19 protein-coding genes and 2 pseudogenes are annotated in these 16543 nt (G+C 45.8%); 10 read left to right on the forward strand and 11 right to left on the reverse strand.

Features of this window, described 5'->3' with window-relative positions; all coding sequences use genetic code 11:
• Positions 1-408 precede the first annotated feature (408 nt).
• The 5 genes from ACP5SG_RS03545 to lysS form a co-directional block, all read right to left on the reverse strand.
• On the reverse strand, positions 409-1293 hold the full coding sequence (locus ACP5SG_RS03545) for a HEAT repeat domain-containing protein (RefSeq protein ID WP_424661796.1): 885 nt from the start codon (positions 1291-1293) through the stop codon (positions 409-411).
• Between the two features lie 64 nt (positions 1294-1357).
• Positions 1358-1519, reverse strand: coding sequence for a FeoB-associated Cys-rich membrane protein (locus ACP5SG_RS03550; RefSeq protein ID WP_424661797.1), 162 nt, complete (start codon positions 1517-1519; stop codon positions 1358-1360).
• Positions 1520-1669: 150 nt separating this feature from the next.
• Entirely contained in the window at positions 1670-2278 is a 609-nt protein-coding gene (locus ACP5SG_RS03555; protein ID WP_237888169.1) for a phosphoesterase, read from the reverse strand.
• A gap of 91 nt (positions 2279-2369) precedes the next feature.
• The gene (locus tag ACP5SG_RS03560; RefSeq protein ID WP_330873276.1) at positions 2370-3659 is read right to left on the reverse strand and encodes a lipoprotein-releasing ABC transporter permease subunit; all 1290 of its coding nucleotides are present in this window, start codon (positions 3657-3659) and stop codon (positions 2370-2372) included.
• The gene (gene lysS / locus ACP5SG_RS03565; protein ID WP_237888168.1) at positions 3652-5145 is read right to left on the reverse strand and encodes a lysine--tRNA ligase; all 1494 of its coding nucleotides are present in this window, start codon (positions 5143-5145) and stop codon (positions 3652-3654) included. Before lysS ends, ACP5SG_RS03560 begins: the two co-directional genes overlap by 8 nt.
• A 355-nt stretch (positions 5146-5500) precedes the next feature.
• On the opposite strand from lysS, the gene ACP5SG_RS03570 reads away from it, so the two are divergent.
• The 4 genes from ACP5SG_RS03570 to ACP5SG_RS03585 are packed head-to-tail and all read left to right on the forward strand — an operon-like array spanning position 5501 to position 9884.
• Entirely contained in the window at positions 5501-6784 is a 1284-nt protein-coding gene (locus ACP5SG_RS03570) for a TolC family protein (protein WP_424661798.1), read from the forward strand.
• Between the two features lies 1 nt (position 6785).
• Complete coding sequence (locus ACP5SG_RS03575; RefSeq protein WP_237888166.1) at positions 6786-7961, forward strand: efflux RND transporter periplasmic adaptor subunit; 1176 nt, start codon at positions 6786-6788, stop codon at positions 7959-7961.
• 10 nt (positions 7962-7971) lie between these two features.
• On the forward strand, positions 7972-8661 hold the full coding sequence (locus tag ACP5SG_RS03580) for an ABC transporter ATP-binding protein (RefSeq protein WP_237888165.1): 690 nt from the start codon (positions 7972-7974) through the stop codon (positions 8659-8661).
• Positions 8658-9884, forward strand: a complete 1227-nt coding sequence (locus ACP5SG_RS03585; RefSeq protein WP_237888164.1) for an ABC transporter permease — start codon at positions 8658-8660, stop codon at positions 9882-9884. Before ACP5SG_RS03580 ends, ACP5SG_RS03585 begins: the two co-directional genes overlap by 4 nt.
• 12 nt (positions 9885-9896) lie before the next feature.
• Here ACP5SG_RS03585 and ACP5SG_RS03590 read toward each other — a convergent pair whose 3' ends face one another.
• Complete coding sequence (locus ACP5SG_RS03590; RefSeq protein ID WP_237888163.1) at positions 9897-10169, reverse strand: hypothetical protein; 273 nt, start codon at positions 10167-10169, stop codon at positions 9897-9899.
• A gap of 94 nt (positions 10170-10263) precedes the next feature.
• Between ACP5SG_RS03590 and ACP5SG_RS03595 the strand changes: the two genes are divergently transcribed.
• Entirely contained in the window at positions 10264-11079 is an 816-nt protein-coding gene (locus ACP5SG_RS03595) for a uracil-DNA glycosylase (RefSeq protein ID WP_237888162.1), read from the forward strand.
• On the opposite strand, the gene ACP5SG_RS03600 is transcribed toward ACP5SG_RS03595, so the two are convergent.
• Genes ACP5SG_RS03600 through ACP5SG_RS03615 form a run of 4 tightly spaced genes read right to left on the reverse strand, consistent with a single transcriptional unit; the run spans position 11076 to position 13190 of the window.
• Positions 11076-11723, reverse strand: a complete 648-nt coding sequence (locus ACP5SG_RS03600; protein WP_237888161.1) for a DedA family protein — start codon at positions 11721-11723, stop codon at positions 11076-11078. The two genes, ACP5SG_RS03595 and ACP5SG_RS03600, sit on opposite strands and share 4 nt — an antisense overlap.
• A gap of 17 nt (positions 11724-11740) precedes the next feature.
• A complete protein-coding gene (locus ACP5SG_RS03605) occupies positions 11741-12193 on the reverse strand; it encodes a TIGR00725 family protein (protein ID WP_237888160.1) in 453 nt (150 codons plus the stop codon).
• Positions 12194-12220: 27 nt separating this feature from the next.
• Positions 12221-12895, reverse strand: a complete 675-nt coding sequence (locus ACP5SG_RS03610; protein WP_428122036.1) for a protein-L-isoaspartate(D-aspartate) O-methyltransferase — start codon at positions 12893-12895, stop codon at positions 12221-12223.
• Entirely contained in the window at positions 12876-13190 is a 315-nt protein-coding gene (locus ACP5SG_RS03615; protein WP_424661845.1) for a hypothetical protein, read from the reverse strand. The genes ACP5SG_RS03610 and ACP5SG_RS03615 overlap by 20 nt, the downstream gene beginning before the upstream one ends.
• A gap of 147 nt (positions 13191-13337) precedes the next feature.
• Between ACP5SG_RS03615 and ACP5SG_RS03620 the strand changes: the two genes are divergently transcribed.
• The gene (locus ACP5SG_RS03620; protein WP_424661844.1) at positions 13338-13691 is read left to right on the forward strand and encodes a hypothetical protein; all 354 of its coding nucleotides are present in this window, start codon (positions 13338-13340) and stop codon (positions 13689-13691) included.
• A 16-nt stretch (positions 13692-13707) separates the two neighbouring features.
• Positions 13708-14915, forward strand: a pseudogene (locus ACP5SG_RS03625) (class I SAM-dependent methyltransferase).
• A 40-nt stretch (positions 14916-14955) separates the two neighbouring features.
• On the opposite strand, the gene ACP5SG_RS03630 reads toward ACP5SG_RS03625, so the two are convergent.
• A complete protein-coding gene (locus ACP5SG_RS03630; protein WP_428122040.1) occupies positions 14956-15396 on the reverse strand; it encodes a CoA-binding protein in 441 nt (146 codons plus the stop codon).
• Between the two features lie 204 nt (positions 15397-15600).
• Between ACP5SG_RS03630 and ACP5SG_RS03635 the strand changes: the two are divergent.
• The 3 genes and pseudogenes from ACP5SG_RS03635 (at position 15601) to ACP5SG_RS03645 (ending at position 16391) form a co-directional block, all read left to right on the forward strand.
• Positions 15601-15842 (forward strand): annotated as a pseudogene (locus ACP5SG_RS03635) (GTP-binding protein).
• Between the two features lie 28 nt (positions 15843-15870).
• The gene (locus tag ACP5SG_RS03640; protein WP_428122043.1) at positions 15871-16113 is read left to right on the forward strand and encodes a hypothetical protein; all 243 of its coding nucleotides are present in this window, start codon (positions 15871-15873) and stop codon (positions 16111-16113) included.
• Positions 16101-16391 carry a hypothetical protein gene (locus ACP5SG_RS03645; protein WP_428122046.1) on the forward strand — a complete coding sequence of 97 codons (291 nt, stop codon included), beginning with the start codon at positions 16101-16103 and terminating at the stop codon, positions 16389-16391. Before ACP5SG_RS03640 ends, ACP5SG_RS03645 begins: the two co-directional genes overlap by 13 nt.
• The last annotated feature ends 152 nt before the right edge of the window (positions 16392-16543 follow it).

The raw sequence follows: 16543 nt of genomic DNA on the forward strand, positions 1-16543 counted from the left end.
GTATATGAATGATATGAATGGCGGTTCCTTGAGAAAATGGCAGCATGATGAGGGGTTTTTGTGCCCACTATTGCATCAATCTCGCCTTTTTTATTATCTTAGAAATAAAAACGAAAGAACATAGATCGTCAGCAGCCAGAAGGCGGTTCCCATTATCATTGCAAACGGCATTCCCAAAAACATCCCTTGACCCAATCAACAACCTGGTCCCCACATCCTGTGCCTCCTTAATAGATCGACCTTATCCTGCCGGTTCGTTTATCCACGATCACCGATACTGTCAACTATTTTGTGTGAATTTAAAAATGGACGAATCGGGTCGCACCTTGCCTGCTTCAAGGAATACTGTGCGAAATTTCACACAAAAATCGACGGTACCGAGGCTTTTAAGTCATTATCTTATCGTACTCAATGAATGTTACAGGGCGGCTTTCCGTAAAGTTGAAGTATCTTCGTGGCGGTACGTTTGACCATCATTGACGGATCGCTAAGAAATTGCAATGCGTCTCCGGGCGTAATTTTTTTAAGCGCGCCAAGGCGTTCAAGCGCAATATTTCTTACCTTATCATCAGGATCCAAGAGGAGTGACTTGTAGAGATCGGCATGGTCATTCTGACCATCTATCCTGTCTAGGAGGGCGAGGATCTCGAGCCGCAAATCGGGATCGCCTGATTCAATTTCTTTTTTATAAATGGCAGCCACTTCATCTTGTCTGTCTTTAAAACGCCACAGATTGAATAGAATCGCCCTTTTTTGATCAATAGAACCATTTTTAAGTCTCTCTGCAAGGAGACTTACCACCCTGCTATCTTTGAGATTGCACAGGGCGTTTACTGCGACCTCCTGTATCTCTTGATCTGCATCGTATAGACACTCAATCAAAGGAAGTACTGCTGCCAAGTTTCCCTCCCAACCTATGGCGATTATTGCGCGCACTCTAGAATCGTGCCCACCTGTTTCTATATCATTTATAAGCCTCCTAATAAGGGCCTGTGGATCGTCCAAAAAGGCACCCATAACGCTTAGGTGTATTGCGGCCTGGTCTCTGAATTCGTCAGGCTCCTGTGGGTCCGACATGATTTCATAAAGCGGCCAATATAAATCTTCCTTGGCGAAACTGCCGAGCAGGAGGAGTATGTCGCGTCTCAAGTTGAGGTCTCTCGAGAGCCTCAAGGCCTTAAGAAGCAGGGGCACATATCTCTCCCTTTCCTTAATCACGCGTTCAGGAGATGCCAGACATGTCTTTGCCTGGACAAGTATACGATCGCTTGCATCAAAAGGGACAATCGTCATTATTTAGACATAAAATGTGTTGCAATTGAGATGACGGTTCTATCCTATACGCCAGATTGATCTATCAAATCCTCTTTTCATCTGACGGCTGATCTCCGCAGCCTTCGCAACCGCAGCTGCAGATATGACAACTTGAACTTTTACCTTTTATCTGTCTGAATATAGTGCGCCCTATAAAAAACAGGGCGCCGAACAAAACAATCATTAAAATCAGGTAGTCAAACATCTGATTCGGACCTCGTCTTGAATTTATATTATAATAAATATTTTATGTTTTCAGTAAAGTCAAAAGATAGTGCATTGAAGGTCCTGGCTTTAATAAAGTATTGTTTAAGTACGTCATAAAAAAGGAAAAACAGCCCATTTATTTGGGATTTTAGATGAACTCAACGGCAAAGACTGACCAACTTTCGAACAGGTCTTTATTCGCCTTTATCTCTTCTTTTGTCCACCAACCGACAAAATAGATATCTTCATCGGTCTTTGTCCTAATCTCCTCGGGCCTAATCACATCGCATAAATGCACCGCCCCTAGATGTACCTGGCCTACTGTATTGCTTTCGTCGTTTATCCAGCCCAAAAATACCTCGCGCACAACCTCTGGATTGCTTAACTCCTCCATCCGTTCCCTTATAAGGGCGTCTCGATAAAACGAGAGGGTGTGATCATGAGGCCTACAGGTATCCAATATATTTACATGCCCGCCGATGCCAATGGATAAACGGCCGATAAGGCGGTCTTCGCCTATCTTTTCCCCGCGTCGATATACAAAAAAAACCCTGTCTGAGCGAAAAAGTTGATATGGAATAATTTGTTTATATGAAGGGTCGTGCTCGGCCTTACTTCTTGGCAAAAAAAAGGTCTTGAGGTCCAACACGTCTTCAATCGTAGGGCCTTTTAACGCCCCATTCGGCAGGGGGGAGCCGAACAACGCCTCAAGATCATCCCTTCTAACGCAAAATACCTCTTCTTGTTCCCTGTTCATATTTAATTTAAATAATCCAGACATATTTTTAGACGGGTAACAACCCACAGCCCAGTGTATATCGCGGACATAAGGATATGAGACGAATCAATCATCCATTTCTCAATGCCTCGGACGGATTCACCTTTGCTGCCTGCCGGGCAGGATAGATAGTCGCAATAAAACAGATAATTACGGCGCAGGCCGCTATTGTAATCACGTCGGATGATCTTAAGAGGATCGGCAGTGAGTCGGTGTAATAGACGTCTCTTGGGATCTTTATAAACTTATATCTTGAAAGCAGCTCACAGAGACTTACCCCTCCCATGACGCCGATGGCTGTGCCGATAAGGCCGACTGCAAGGCCGTTGTAGACAAATATTTTCAGTATCTGCCTATCGGTTGTCCCTATGGCCTTTAAAATCGCTATATCCTGATGCTTTTCCATCACCATCATGATCAGCGTGCTGACGATATTGAAGGCTGCGACCAGCACTATCAACGTAAGCACGATGAACATAGCCAGCTTTTCGAGCTTCAAGGCCGAAAAGAGATTTCTGCTCATCTGCTGCCAGTCCATAGCCCAGAAAGGCGGACCTAACCTTTTATCAATGGCCAGCGCAAGCCTGTCCGAGGCATATATGTCAGAGACCTTGAGTTCGATGCTGTGCACCTGGCCTCGGATTTGAAGCAGCCTCTGTGCATCCTCAAGACCTATAAAGGCAAGAGAGGAGTCATAGTCAAACATGCCAGTAGTATCTATACCTACCACCACAAAGCTCCTGATCTTAGGCAGCATTCCAATAGGGGTTATCATCCCGCTAGGGAGTATTATTTGTATGGTCTGGCCGACCGAGACCCCGAGGGTCCTTGCCAATTCCTTGCCGAGGATGATAGGCGGCGGACCGTTTTGCTGTCTATGATTCAATGCGACAAGACCTTTACCTGAAATTATCTTGCCAGTATCCATCACCCTTGTAAGACTACGTGGATCGACTCCCCGGATGATGGCACCACTTACCCCATGACCTGAGCTCAAAAGGGCTTGTATATAGATAAGCGGCGTAGCTGCTACGACTCTGGCCTTATCGTTCACACCAAAGATTCTTTCCAGCAAATTGCCTCTTGAAACCGATACAGAAAGTATCTTTTTTTCAACTTCTTTATAATCAAAAATAGGCCCTTTGTAGCTTCTTACAACTATATGTGAACTTACTCCCAGTATTTTGGTTCTTAGGTGGTCTTCAAAGCCACCCATCACCGATATGACCACTATCAGGGCCATGACCCCTATAGCCACACCTGCGATTGATATAAAGGTAATAAGAGAAATAAACGCCTGTTTGCGTTTAGCCTTCAGATATCTAAACGCCATAAACCACTCAAAGGGCAATTTAGACATCTGGCTGTGCCTCTGGTTTAAGTTGTGGAAAAAGAATAACATCCCTGATGGAAGGGGAGTCGGAAAATAACATGACAAGGCGGTCTATTCCTATGCCTTCGCCTGCCGCCGGCGGCATGCCATATTCAAGTGCTGTTACATAGTCTTCATCCAGCACGGGCGGTATCTCTTCATCGCCCTTTCGCTCCTTGATCTGCTCCTCAAAACGCCTATATTGATCCCTTGGGTCGTTTAACTCGGAAAATGCATTCGCGATCTCCTTCCCGCTTATAAACAACTCAAACCGATCTGTGACTTCTGGGTTTTGTTCATTTTTACGGGCAAGAGGAGAAACATCCACAGGATAATCCGTGATAAAGGTCGGTTGAATAAGCCGTGGCTCTACCAAGATATCAAATAACTTTGTCCAGAGTTTCCCCTGCAGCTCATCCCCCTTTATTGGAGCTCCAAGGGATTTCAATCTCGCTGTCATCATATATCTGTCTGAAAGTTCTCGTTCAGGTATTCCCCCTATTTCTATAAGCGAGTCTTTAAGAGTGAGCCTGCGCCAAGGCCTTGAAAGGTCGATGGATTGACCCTGATAAGAGATCTTGTCTTTTCCATATAGTTCATGCGCTATCCTTACAAAGAGTTCTTCGGTCCTTTTTATGAGGTCTTCATAGGTTGCATAGGCCTCATAAAATTCGACCATGGTGAATTCGGGGTTATGCTGGAGAGAAATGCCTTCATTTCTAAAATTACGGTTCAGCTCAAAGACCCTTTCGAAACCACCTACAAGAAGCCGCTTCAGATAGAGCTCGGGCGCGATCCTCAGATATAGATCAATCCCAAGGGCATTGTGATGGGTTACAAAGGGCCTAGCTGTCGCACCACCCACTATAGGTTGCATCATTGGGGTCTCGACCTCCAGAAAGCCCGACTCATTAAGATAATTCCTGACGATCTGTATTATTTTGGAGCGAAGAATAAATACGCGGCGCACATCTTCATTGATGATTAGGTCTACATAGCGCTGACGATAGCGGATCTCCTTATCTTTTAAACCGTGGAATTTTTCAGGCAATGGGCGCAGGGATTTGGTAACAAGCCTTATAGACCTTGCCGATATGGTAAGCTCTCCTGTCTGGGTACGAAAAAGATATCCACTTACCTCGATGATGTCGCCTATATCAAATTTCTTGAAAATACTGTAGGACTCATCCCCTACCATATCCCTTGAAATATGGACCTGGATACGCCCTGATGAGTCCTGGATATGCAGGAAGGCAGCCTTTCCGAAACGTCTCAGCCCCATAATGCGGCCAACAGGTCTGAATGTCTGAGAAATAGACTTCAAGGCCTCTGCATCATACCCGCCATATGCCCCTATCAAATCGGCGATCTTGTCTGGCGTCTTGATGTCGTTTGGATAGAGTTTCAGATTTATAGCCTCGAGCTCTTCGGCCTTTTTAAGACGTTGTTTTACTATCGGATTGTCTTGATCCAATCTTTTGCTCCTTATCTACTTCATTACAGTACGGCTTTTGAAGCCCGACATAATTTCGTTGAAATTCATACTCTGCTTGAGGGTGTCCGCCATCTACAAAAATACCAGGCGCCTAGCAGATGACTAACTAATTGTGCAATAGCCTCGTTTTGAAAAAATTTCTTATTACTTCCATATTTTTTCCTCTTTTATTTGGTAGATAAATAAGCCACTGTTTCAAGCAGGCTTCTATTCATAATTCACCATGACATAGGAGTCAAGAAAATCAATCATCTCCATAATAAACTTGACTATTGAGTGGCCACTCACTATATTCGACAAACCTCTATTAAAAAGAAGAGGTCGATCAGACACGATGAGTCCTTTTAAACTGCCTATACTGGCCCTTCTTGCTATGTATTTTTTGTTTTTCCCTGCCCTTGTTAATGCCTCAGGGGAGAACGAGCCCAAGACCAAGACATTGACCCTTGAAGATTGCATAGACATCGCACTCAAACATCAGCCGGACATATTGGCCGGATTGGGCGATATAAAGGCAAAGGAGAGCAGGGTGGGACAGGCTAAATCAGGTTATCTACCTGAGATCGACATGACTGCCGGATACAGCAAATATTCGCCCGATAACGGACTTACAAACAGATCATTTAACGACTACTCTGGCGGCTTTCTTTTAAAACAAAATCTCTATGATTTCGGAAAGACGTCTACACAGGTCAAAATAAGCCGCCTCAATCTTCTTTCGTCCAAATCTGATCTTAAAACAACGACAAATCAGGTTATATTCAATGTCAAACAGGCATATTTCGGAGTATTAAGGGCAAAAAGAAACCTTAAGGTCGCACAAGATGCGGTAGCGCAATTCGAACTTCATCTCAAACAGGCCGAAGGCTTTTATAAGGTTGGAATAAGACCTAAATTCGACGTCACCAAGGCAAGAGTTGATCTGAGCAATGCAAAGCTCAACCTTATAAATGCACAGAATTCAGTAAAAATCGCCATGGCGGAATTAAACAACTCAATGGGCGTCCCAGACATAGATGGATATGAGCTCGAAGATATACTTGATTTTTCACCTATCAAAATAGATTTTGAAGAGGCGCTCAAAAAGGCGTATTCCGCAAGACCGGATCTAAGTTCAATTCTGGCACAAAAAAAAGCGGCCAGCGCCTCCATAGAGCTTGCGAAAAAGGGATACTATCCATCTGTCAGCGGCAATGCCTCATATAATGTTGATGGTGCTGGCTTCCCACTTTCAGACGGATGGACAGTAGGAGTAAATATAACATTTCCTATCTTCAGCGGATTTCTTACAAAATATCAAGTTGAAGAGGCCAGGGCAAACCTAGATTCAATCTCGGCAAAAGAGGAATCCCTTAAGAACAGTATATTTCTTGATGTAAAACAGGCATATCTCAATCTTGTCGAGGCTGGGGAAAGAGTGCCTGTGGCTGAGCTCGGGGTAACGCAGGCACAGGAAAATCTTGATCTGGCGATGGGAAGATATAAGGCGGGTATTGGAAACCCAATCGAAGTTACGGATTCAGAAATCGCCCTTGAAAACGCTAAGTTGGCCTATATCCAGGCCCTTTATGACTATAGGGTGGCATTTGCAGCCCTTCAAAAGGCAATGGGTGAGTAATATGAAAAAAATAGCCGTCACTATCACGGTCATTACGATCTTGGGGCTATTTCTGTTTTTCTTTATGAGAAACAGCAAAGATGTGCCGAAATTTAAAACAGAAATTGTAAAATGCGGCGAGATCAAGGCCAGTGTTACGGCAACCGGCACTGTAAATCCGGTGACCACCGTGGATGTGGGTACACAGGTCTCCGGAACTATTAAATATATCTATGTCGATTTTAATTCAGTTGTAAAAAAAGGCGAATTGATAGCCATGATCGACCCGACTCTGTTTGAGGCACAGGTCGAAAAGGCAAAGGCTAATCTTGATGTCGGAAAGGCGAATCTTGAAAAGGCAAAAGCTACCATGATCGATGCCAGACGCACCATGGAAAGATATAGGGAGCTCTTTTCAAAGGATCTGGTTGCAAGAAGTGATCTCGATACAGCAGAGACAAACTATGAAACGGCAAAGGCCCAGGTAGCGGCATATGAGGCTCAGATAGGTCAACTTGAGGCAGATCTCAAATATGCAAAGACAAATCTCAAATATACAAAGATACTCTCACCCGTAAACGGCGTCGTCGTTTCGAGAAAGGTCGATGTCGGGCAGACGGTCGCCGCCAGTTTCCAGACCCCTACGCTCTTTACTATAGCCGAAGACCTAACCAAGATGCAGATAGATACAAATATAGACGAGGCCGACATAGGTAGTATCGCCGTCGGTCAGGACGCCGAATTCACTGTTGATGCCTATCCTGAACTGCCTTTTAAGGGCAAGGTCTCCGAGGTCAGGATTGCTCCGACCACCATACAAAATGTAGTGACTTATGATGTAGTAATAAAAGTGGACAATCCTGAGCTAAAACTTAAGCCAGGCATGACGGCGAATGTCTCAATAATTACGAAGTCCAGAAAAGACGTACTTATGGTCCCAAATACAGCCCTGCGCTTCAAGCCCCCGGGCCTTTCAGGGAAAAAAGCGGGCGGGCAAGCTGTTCCAAAAGGGCCAGGTGTATGGGTGCTCGATGGCAATGGACGACCTGTGCGCATTGCAATAACAACAGGGATAACCGACGGCACTTATACCGAGGTAACTTCAGGGAGGCTTAAGGAAGGGGATATGGTCATTACCGAGGCCATTGACAGATCGGAAGAACAAAAGACGCAATTTGCTACGCATATGCATTTTTAAGATTAACGCCATGGCTCTCATAGAAACCAAGGGATTGGGAAAGGTATACAGATTCGGCGATGTCGAAATATATGCATTAAAGGACGTCTCGCTTTCCATCGATTCAGGTGAGTTTGTAGCAGTCATGGGCGCATCTGGTTCAGGCAAATCAACCTTCATGAACTTAATAGGCTGCCTCGACAAGCCTACGAGTGGAGAGTATCGTCTGGACGGTGTGGATGTAAACAATTTGAGCAGTGATGAACTTTCTGAGATAAGGAACAAAAAGATCGGATTTATATTCCAAGGTTTTAATCTCCTCCAACGGACCAAGGTGATTGAAAATGTCGAGCTCCCTATGCTGTATGCAGGGCTTGCGGCCAAGAAGCGCAGAGAGCTGGCGCTTGAGGCCCTGAGATCTGTAGGCCTCGAGCAGAAGGCGTTCAATTATCCGACTCAACTCTCCGGCGGTCAACAGCAAAGGATAGCCATTGCCAGGGCCCTTGTGAATAACGCCTCGATCATACTTGCAGATGAGCCAACAGGAAACCTCGACACAAAGACGAGTTATGAGATTATGGATCTTTTTACGAAACTGAATAATGGGCTTAGGGTTACACTCATTCTTGTCACCCATGAACCTGATATAGCATCTTTTGCAAGACGCATTATAAAATTCTCAGATGGAGCGGTCGTCAGTGACGAGGAGGTCAAAAAGTGATCGGGGTCGTCCCATCTCTCAAGATAGCTTTCGACGCCTTGATGACAAACAAGATGCGCTCTGTCCTTACTATGCTTGGCATCATCATAGGCGTCGCCGCTGTCATTGTAATGCTCGCCCTGGGAAACGGCGCAAGGATGATGCTCGACGAGCAAATAAAGAGCATAGGCAGCAATCTCCTGATAGTATTGCCAGGTGCAAGCACTGCCAGCGGCGTAAGAATGGGAAGCGGCACCCAGCTGACGCTCACGCTTTCAGATGCTGAGGCCATCAAGAAACAATGTCCGGCTGTCTTGTATGTAGCCCCTGTAGACAGCGGTGTGGCACAGGTAATGTATGGTAATCAGAACTGGTCAACATTGGTTACTGGCACAACGCCCAGCATGTTCGATCTAAGAGATTGGCCCATTGCGTCAGGCAGATATTTTACACAAGATGACGTAAAGGCTGCTGCAAAGGTATGCCTCCTAGGCAAGACCGTAGTAGACAACTTATTTGGTGCTATCAATCCGATCGGGCAGATCATAAGGATTAAAAACGTCCCGTTCACCGTAATCGGCGTGCTTGCCGAAAAAGGTCAGTCGCCGAACGGGCAGGATCAGGACGACGCCATATATGTACCTGTCACAACGGCGCAAAAGAAGCTCTTCGGCGTCCCATTTCCAGGTGTGGTAAAGATCATCCTTGTAAGCGCCAAAGGGGCTAATGAACTAGGCCCTGCCGAAGAACAAATAACAGAGCTTTTGAAGCAGAGACACCACATCGGGCCTAAACAAGAGAATGACTTTACTGTAAAAAACCTCACCCAAATACTCAAGGCCGCTGAAAAGACTGCAAAGATCATGTCCCTCTTGCTTGGCGCAATAGCGTCCATATCATTGGTGGTAGGCGGCATCGGGATAATGAACATCATGCTCGTTTCAGTAACAGAAAGGACAAGAGAGATCGGGATAAGGATGGCGGTTGGTGCTAAGACATGGGATATAAGACTCCAGTTTCTTATTGAGGCCGTCACGCTTTCAGTATCGGGGGGTATTATCGGGATAATTATGGGCATGGGGGTGACCTTGGCCGTGGCAACAACCGGATGGCCAACGCTTATCTCGCCTATCTCTATAGTCCTAGCCTTTGGCTTTTCGGTTGTTACCGGGGTATTCTTCGGTTTTTATCCTGCTTATAAGGCCTCACTCTTAAATCCAATTGAGGCCTTGAGGCATGAATGATCGGAAAGATGTTTAACGGCCATAGTGCTCGGCAAGATAATCAATGATGATCTCGGCCTCGGCATCCGTAAAAACCCTTGCATGTTCCCGCATCCTAATGACCGTCTTTTTCCATTCGTTCCTACTCATCCTCATCGACTTTGGCCTTTCTATCGAGTGGCAGATTCCGCATTTTTTCTCAAAGAGTCTCTTTGCGTCTTTTGGCTCATCGGCACATACCTGTTTCAGGCAACACGACATGGATGCGACATAACAGACTATCAACAAAATCGCTGTTTTTATCACCTTTTATCTTTTATGCCTCTTTCATAATTTTATCGATTCATTTATTTATAGGGGCAGAGGATGATATTTGCGACCATTCATGCAGCGACCATCTATGACCTTCGACAAATTTACTGATTTTATACACGATATCATCAATTGGATCAGATTTCAAAGGGAACTCGGCACAGAGGTCGTGGAGAGGACGCGCCATATCAATGCCTTTCTTGGAGGGTCCGCTGACTGCTTACATAATTTTCAGAACGGCAAATGGGATGCTACAGTGCCGGCGACAAAAATATCTTTGCCCAAAGGGGAAGCAGGGCTCCTTGAGGTGAAGGATCTGCTTGGAGATTGCAAAAGGTGTGGACTCCACAAAACGAGAAAAGGCATAGTCTTTGGAGAGGGCCCTGGTGATGCGCGTCTTCTTATTGTAGGCGAAGCCCCAGGGAGAGAAGAAGATATAGAGGGACGTCCTTTTGTAGGACCTTCAGGAAAACTCTTGGCAAAGATGCTAAAGGCTATAGATATTGAAAGAAGTGATACATATATAACAAGCGTCATAAAGTGCCGACCCCCGGCTAACCGGACGCCGAAACCAGGCGAGATCGCTTCATGTATACCATTTTTGGCCTTACAGATATGCGCAGTTTCCCCGAAGCTCATCTTGGCGCTAGGCCAGATTGCCGCGCAATGGCTCTTGAATGTCAGAAAGCCGTTACATGAACTAAGGGGCGTCCTTTATTCCCTGCCAGATCTGCCGGTGTCGTCAATGCGGATCGATCGACCAAATGATATATTGGACATAAAGGTGGTTGTCACTTATCATCCGGCCTATATTCTACGTCTTGCCGGTGACAGGCAAAAGTCTGTAAAGCTCGATGTCTGGAAAGATCTTCAGATGCTTCAACATGAATACAAACAGGGCTAGGCCCTGGCTTTACCGTATCTGGCCCTTGTATATTCAATTACCCCAGGCATGATGGAAAAAATGATGATAAAAAAGATAAAAGAGGTCAGGTTTTTTTTGACGAATGATATATTGCCGAAAAAGAAACCGCCCAACAGAAAGAGCGTCACCCACAAGGAGCCACCTATTATATTGTAGGCAACAAAGCGCCTATAAGTCATTCTGCCGATCCCTGCAACAAACGGCGCAAAAGTACGGATTATAGGAATGAAACGTGCGATTATTATAGTCTTACCGCCATATTTTTCATAGAATAAATGCGTTCTTTCCAGGTGTTTTTTATTTAGAAGACGTGAGCTTTCCATGCGAAACACCATAGGTCCGACGCAATAACCAGCCCAGTAATTTACCGTATCCCCAAGGACCGCTGAAATTATCAGCAAAACCATCAGAAGCCTAATGTCCATTGCGCCTGAAGCGGCCAATGTACCTGTTACAAAAAGGAGTGAATCGCCCGGGAGAAATGGGGCTATGACCAATCCCGTTTCTGCGAATACTATCAAAAACAATATCAGATAGATAAACGGACCGTAACCCCGGACAAACAAATCCAAGTAATTGTCAAGATGAAGCAAGAGTTGAATGGCTGAATCTAAAATTTCCATGCCCCCTTTTATTGCCATTAAAGCAACATTTCGAATGCCTTGTCTACGGCCTCTTTAGGGGAATCGACATAATAAACGCCTTTGAGATTTTCCCATGTCTTCAGGCCGATGACCGGTTTCCACATCTTTAAGGCGATGGATGCCTCTGCGAGCGTGCCGTACGAGCCAGCAATGGCTATAAGCACCTCACATGACCTGACAAGTATTACATTTCTTGCGTATCCCATGTCCGTCATTACAGGTATTTTTATGTAAGGATTAGCATCTGCCGCTTTCGGCCCAGGAAGTATGCCAACCGTAATGCCTCCTGCATTAAACGCCCCTTTTGCCGCGGCCTCCATCACTCCTCCTAGACCGCCGCAATATAAAATGGCGCCCCGTTCCGCTATCATGCGCCCTGCCTGTTCAGCCATTGCGGCAATCTCAGGATCGCACAGACCCGCGCCTATCACCCCAATCCTTCGCATCATATCTTTAATCAGACCCCTTAATTAAACCTACTCCTTCCATCCATGCTCACCGATCAACCTTACAAAACGCACCCCTGTTATGTTCTTCTGTTCCAACCTACCGTCGCTTTTTGTTATCTTCACCAATACTTGGGAATATTCATCACCGACAGGGATGATCAATACGCCAGGATCTCCAAGCTGGTCAACAAGCGGTTTGGGTACCATCGGGGATCCTGCGGTAACAATTATGGCGTCAAACGGTGCCTCGTCTCGCCATCCCCATGTCCCGTCATCAAGTTTCAGATAAACATTGGAATAACCTAGACTATCCAGGGTCTTTCTTGCCCTTATGAGCAGGGCTGGCACCCTCTCAACACTGAAGACCGACCTTGCAAGCTCACCAAGTATGGCGGCTTGATAACCTGAACCAGTGCCTACCTCAAGCACCTTCTCAATACCCTTCAGCCCGAGTTCCTGCGTCATCAAGGCCACGATATAGGGCTGAGAAATAGTCTGGGCATAGCCTATAGGCAAAGGAAAATCGCCATATGCCTGGTCCCACAAGGCCTCATCGACAAAAAGATGTCTTGGCACCTTGCGCATAGCCGCCAGCACCCTTTCGTCCGTTATCCCGTTGGACGCAAGTTGCAGCCCAACCATCCTCTCTCTAGCTATTTTGAATCGGTCGCTGCCGGATCTATCAGCTGCCTGGGACGACATAATACTGCACTTTTATGACCTTCCTCGACTCGAAAATGATCTGCAGGGCCTCAATCTTTTCTCCCCCCAGATATTTCCCAAGCAGAGGTATGCGCTGCCAAAAATGTTTGTTGACTTCATAATAATACCACTCTTCCTGGCCCTTGGCGTTAGTCTGGCTGGCATAGGGCGGTCCGAACAGTTTGAGCACATCTGTCTGGCTCTGACCCACCTTCAAGATAGATGCATCTGATACCAAATGGGTCTTCGGGGGGCCAGTGCAGGATGAAAGAAATACAGTTAAAAGACCCAACATAATAATAAGAGATGATTTTTGACTGCAAAAGGATGCCATAATATTTTCTTACCCTATTTTTTTTGAAAAATCTAATGGCTATATGATATATTTTAAATGAATTGTAAATGGTCGACGCCAAATTATCGTAATAAGGAGGCAAATAAAATGAGATGTCCAGGCTGTGGGACAATTAGTTTTGATCATCATGAGGTCTGCAAAAGATGCGGGACCGATCTCAGAGGTCTGAAGGGGTTGCTTTGGGAGGGGGTCTCGGCTGATGAATCTATAAATTGGTTTGAGTTGGCCTACAGCGCCAAGCGTGCCATAATTGAAAATGGCGGTGCTAACCAGATAAAAGGACAGACCAGACTTGTGGATATCGATGTCTCTGACCTCGTAAGCGACGAATTTAAACCTAAAAAAGATGAAGCTGTAGGACTGGATCCTGATCTCCTTAAAAGGGCGGCTGCCAATGAGGAATTTCAGAGGAGGTTGAATGATATTATAGAAGAAAATTAACGATGGAGGCATCAAAATGGACACAAGACGTGCTGTCGGATTTTTAGATTGTATATTGAAGGAAAGTCCACCTTTTGCGTGTAAGGTTCGTCTTTGGGATGGAACCGAACTCTCGTTTGGCGAGGGATCACATCAGTTTGTCCTACATATCAAACAGCCCGATATCATTGATTCCATTTTTACGGGTGATCCATCTCTGGCATTTGGTAATGCATATGTCAATGGCGATATAGATATAGAAGGGGATCTGGGCGCGCTGTTGAGCCTGGTATACAGGACCGGCATTCAATCTAAATTATCCTTCAGCCAAAAGGCGCGTATCTGTTGGGCAGGCATCAAAAACAAGGCAAGAGGCGGCATCAGGCAATCAAAAATAGACGTTCAGGCCCATTATGACAAGGGAAATGACTTCTACAAATTATGGCTTGACGACGGACTCAACTATTCATGCGCTATTTTCTCTTCCCCAGGCGATACCCTTGAAGAGGCTCAGCGCAGAAAGATCGCCTATACCCTGCACAAGTTGAGACTCAGCACTGGCCAACGTCTTCTTGATATCGGCTGCGGCTGGGGAAGTCTTGCGATCTATGCGGCGAAGATATACGGTTGTTCGGTAGTTGGCATCACCTTATCTGAACAGCAATATGCCCTTGCAAAAAAAAGGTTGAGGAGCAAGGGCTTTCCGGGCAGGTGAATATCAGGCTTGAGGATTACAGGGAACTGGAGACGTCTCCTTTTGACCGTATCGTATCGGTTGGTATGTTCGAACATGTAGGAAAGGAAAATATCCATCTGTTTTTCAAAAAGGCCTCGAACCTCCTACGTCCTGGCGGCCTGATGTTGCTCCACACTATCTCAAGAACAAGCCCAAAGGAAATGGATTCATGGATAACCACATATATATTCCCAGGCGGTTATATACCGGCTGCCGGAGAGATATTGGAGGCGGCCGAGGCACATGGTTTTGACTTTATAGACATGGAGGACCTGCGCCCACACTACGATATGACCCTCGGACACTGGCTCAGACGTTTTGAGGCAAATGTTCAGACCGTAAAAGATATGATGGGCGAACAATTCGTAAGGATGTGGCGGCTGTACCTGACCGGCTCACAAACGGCATTTCGTTACGGGCCGATGCACGTCTTTCAGTTTCTTTATTCTCTGGGAAGGAGGGACGACCTACCGCTTACCAGGAGATGGTTTTATGAAATTGAGGTATAGCTAGGACCTAGCCTAGATAGATAGCGACCTTTCTCAAGACCTAACCCACATGTTCTTTACTGCTGGCAAAGGCCTGACCGGTCATGACGCCAAGACATGCGTCTTTTACAATCATGATCCTGTCTTGATAGCGACTGATTATCTCGTCGTTTTCTGTGCCTGGCTGGAGCCAAATAATTTTTGCTCCAGTCTTGATCGCATCTTCAAATATCGGCGCAGTGGCGTCAGGTCTTCTGAAGACGTCCACAATATCAATGGGTTCAGGGACATCTTTGAGAAAAGCGAGCACCTTCCTCCCTAATATTTCTGCCCCGGCATGGACTGGATTCACCAGATAGATCTTGAAGATGCCCTGTCCGATGACCCGCTGTGTTACCAGATAACTCGCCCTTTGGGTGTCAGGCGATATACCCACTACAGCAATAGTTCTTGCTGTTTTTATGAGTTGCAATATCTCGTCTCGGTCTTGGATTATTGTCATTTTATATCCTTTTTACAAAATTGTCTGCAGACGTCCCTATGGTTTGATCATGGACAACCACAAGATGTCCGGATATTTTGATTATGAATCAAATATCACAGTTGGTCAATCCGCACCCAGGACCGGCAGAAAAAAAGGATCGAAAAATGAACAAGCTCCAAAAAGAGAGCGAAGTCGTCGTACCTTTCTGTCATCACTTCTGTGATGAAGTTCAATTACAGGGGCTTTGAGATCAACCTCCTAGACACCCCGGGGCATCAGGATTTTCTGAAGACACATACCGTGTGCTGACTGCTGTTGATAGCACCCTCATAGTGATTGACAATGCCAAAGGCATAGGGTCTCAAACCGAAAAGCTTATGGAGGTCTGCCGGATGAGAAATATCCCGGTCATGACCTTTATCAATAAGCTGGACAGGGAAGGGATCGATCCGTTAAATATATAGCCGATATCGAGGATAAACTCCAGATCGAATGCGTGCCGCTTTCTTGGCCATAGATATGGGCAAGGGCTTCAAAGGCGTCTATAACCTATATCGAAGGGAGCTGCATCTATTAACCCCTGGTCTTGACACCAGATCTCGGGAAGGCATCGTGATAAACAGCCTTAAAGATCCGATGCTGGATCGTTTGCTTGGAAGTCAAGCGGAACAACTACGTAAGGACGTTGCCCTGTTGGACGGAGCGGTAGCGCCTTTAATTATATGGAATATCTAAAGGCAAACCAGACCCCTGTGTTTTTCGGCAGCGCAATCAACAATTTTGGGGTCAAGGAGTTACTTGATGCCTTTGTTGAGCTTGCACCTGCATCCGGCCCAAGGGCCACTGTCAGCCGAATGGTTTTGCCTGAGGAAGAGAACTTTTCAGGTTTTGTCTTTAAGATCCAGGCCAACATGAACCAGGTGCATCGCGACAGGATCGCATTTTTCCGTATCTGCTCAGGGAAATTCATCAAAGGCATGAAGTCATCCATCACAGACTCGGCAAGGAAATAACTTGGCCAATGCTATTGTCTTCATGGCCCAGGACAGAAAAAACTTGGCATCAATAATCATGGCACTATCAAGATAGGCGACACCTTTACAAACAAAGAAAAACTCAAATTCACCGGCATCCCAAGTTTTGCACCCGAACATTTTCGCAAGGT

It is taken from the genome of Dissulfurimicrobium sp. (assembly GCF_049968175.1).
Taxonomy (GTDB): domain Bacteria; phylum Desulfobacterota; class Dissulfuribacteria; order Dissulfuribacterales; family Sh68; genus Dissulfurimicrobium; species Dissulfurimicrobium hydrothermale.